At 68.2% G+C, this 2,326-nt stretch carries 3 protein-coding genes; 1 reads left to right on the top strand and 2 read right to left on the bottom strand.

The window, feature by feature from the left end:
* The first annotated feature begins 118 nt into the window (after positions 1-118).
* A complete protein-coding gene (locus QZV72_RS08510) occupies positions 119-1,393 on the top strand; it encodes an MFS transporter (protein WP_297007314.1) in 1,275 nt (424 codons plus the stop codon).
* Here the strand turns inward: QZV72_RS08510 and QZV72_RS08505 are convergent.
* Positions 1,377-1,682, bottom strand: coding sequence for a DUF2469 domain-containing protein (locus QZV72_RS08505; RefSeq protein ID WP_014010227.1), 306 nt, complete (start codon positions 1,680-1,682; stop codon positions 1,377-1,379). The genes QZV72_RS08510 and QZV72_RS08505 overlap by 17 nt on opposite strands.
* Positions 1,683-1,692: 10 nt before the next feature.
* Positions 1,693-2,325, bottom strand: coding sequence for a ribonuclease HII (locus QZV72_RS08500; RefSeq protein WP_297007305.1), 633 nt, complete (start codon positions 2,323-2,325; stop codon positions 1,693-1,695).
* Between the last annotated feature and the right edge of the window lies 1 nt (position 2,326).

Here is a 2,326-nt window from a genome sequence, read left to right as displayed (position 1 = left end):
GAACCGACCCGCACACGGGAGTCCCATGACGGCCACCGACGGCAACGGAAACACAGTTGGCGGAACAGGTAGAACAAGCACAGACGGTACCGACGCACAGATCCGGATTCTGCTGACTGTGGCCTTCGTCACCGTCCTGGCGCAGATGTCACTGAACCCGGTGATCGCCCCGCTGGCCCGCGATGTCGGTCTCGCGGACTGGCAGGTGGGGGTCACGCTCAGTACCGCCGCCCTGATGGTCGCGTTGACCGGCCCTGCGTGGGGACGCCGCTCCCAGTCCGCCGGCCGGCGCAGCGTCCTCGTCTCCGCACTGTCCGTCGCAGCCGCCGCCACCGCCCTGTTCGCCCTCGTCGCAGGACTGGGCATGGCCGGTGCCCTCGGTGGAATCGGTCTGTTCCTCCTTTTCCTCCTGTTGCGCGGCGTGTTCTTCGGCGCGGCGATGGCGGCGGTCCCACCGACCGCGCAGGCGGCGGTCGCTGATGCCACCACCGCCGATGACGGCACTGTCGACAGTGGTGCCCGGGTCAGGGGCATGTCCAGGCTCGGGGCTACCCAGGGTGTCGGTCAGGTCGTCGGCTCAGCGGTCGGTGGTCTGCTCGCGATCTTCGGCCTCATGGTTCCCCTGGTCGCGGTACCGGTGTTCCTGGCACTCACTGTGGTTCTCGTGCGGACCCGACTGCGTCCCCAGGCACCCACCGAGTTGATGCGGCGACCCCGCACGGTCCGACCCACCGACCACAGAGTCCGGCCGTTCCTGCTCTGTTGTTTCGGCATGTACCTGGCCCTCGGCTTCATCCAGGTCATCATCGGATTCCTCATCCAGGACCGGCTCGACGTCTCCGGCGACCGGGCCGGACTGCTCACCGGCCTGGCCTTGCTGGTCGCCGGTGCCGGGGTGGTGGTCTCCCAGGCAGTCATCGTGCCGCGCAGCGGGTGGGGGCCGGGCACTCTGCTGCGGGTCGGGGCGGCCACCGCGACGGCGGGGTTCCTGATACTGGCCCCCGCCGTGCGCTCCGTCCCCCTGGCTGCCGTCCTGCTCTACATCGGTGTCGGCGTCGTGGCCCTCGGCATGGGCGCGGCGACGCCCGGTTTCACCGCCGGGGCCAGTCTCCGGGTCACCCCGGCCGAGCAGGGCGGGGTGGCCGGCCTGGTCACCGCCGCCACGGGACTGACGATGGTGCTCGCCCCCACCACCGGTGCCCTGCTCTACGAGCTCGACGGGTCCGCCCCCGTGACCGCCGGAGCCGTGGTCACTGCACTGGTCTGCGCGATTGCGGTACTCGACCCACAGCTTCGGGCGGCATCCTCCGCGGTCGCCGAGGTCGTGGGCCCCGCAGCATCCTCCGTGGAAACCACCGCAGAAACCACTGCGGAACCTACTCCGGAAGCCTGAGGTCCGGCTTGTCGAGTTCCTCGATGTTGACATCCTTGTACGTGATCACCCGGACGTAGCGGACGAACCGGGCGGGCCGGTACATGTCCCACACCCACGCGTCGGACATCCGCACCTCGTAGTAGACCTCGCCACCGGAGTTCCGCGGGATCAGCTCCACCGCATTGGCGAGGTAGAAGCGCCGCTCCGTCTCGACGACGTAGCTGAACTGACTGACCACGTCGCGGTACTCGCGGTACATGGACAGCTCGACATTGGCTTCGTAGTCCTCAAGATCCTCGGCACTCACGGTGTACGGATCACCCCTTCTGCTGCTGTATCTGCTGAGCCTGTCGGCTCTGGAGCCACCGCGCCTGTGCGGCGGCCACGTTCGAGTAAGTGTATCGGTGTTCCGGGGTCCCGCCGAGGAGGCTCACCGACTCCATGTGGGCCGCAGTCCCGTAGCCCTTGTGCCCTGCCAGACCGTAGCCCGGGTAACGACCGTCCAGCTCGACCATCAGCCGGTCCCGACTGACCTTCGCCAGCACGCTCGCCGCGGAGATGCAGCGGCAGATGAGGTCCCCCTTGACCACCGGAAGGTGTGGTCGGGTGAAGCCGTCGATCTTCATTGCGTCGGTGAGGATGTAGCCGGGACGTACCTCCAACCGCGCCACCGCCCGGCGCATACCGCCCAGGTTGGCGTGCTGGATACCCCATTCATCGACGTAGGACGCCGGGACGTGCACAACCGCATGATCCACGGCGAGGTCGACGATGACGTCGAAGAGCTTCTCACGCTTCTTTGCGGTGAGTTTCTTGGAGTCGGTGAGGCCGTCGAGATCGGGCAGTGGCCCGGGCGGCAGGATGCAGGCGGCGACGGTCACCGGTCCACAACAGGCACCGCGTCCCGCCTCGTCGACGCCGGCGACAGGGTCCAGGCCGGCCTTGTGCACG

It is taken from the genome of uncultured Corynebacterium sp., from assembly GCF_902782855.1.
In the GTDB taxonomy this organism is placed as follows: Bacteria; Actinomycetota; Actinomycetes; order Mycobacteriales; family Mycobacteriaceae; genus Corynebacterium.
This window is presented reverse-complemented; position numbering and strand designations above follow the sequence as displayed.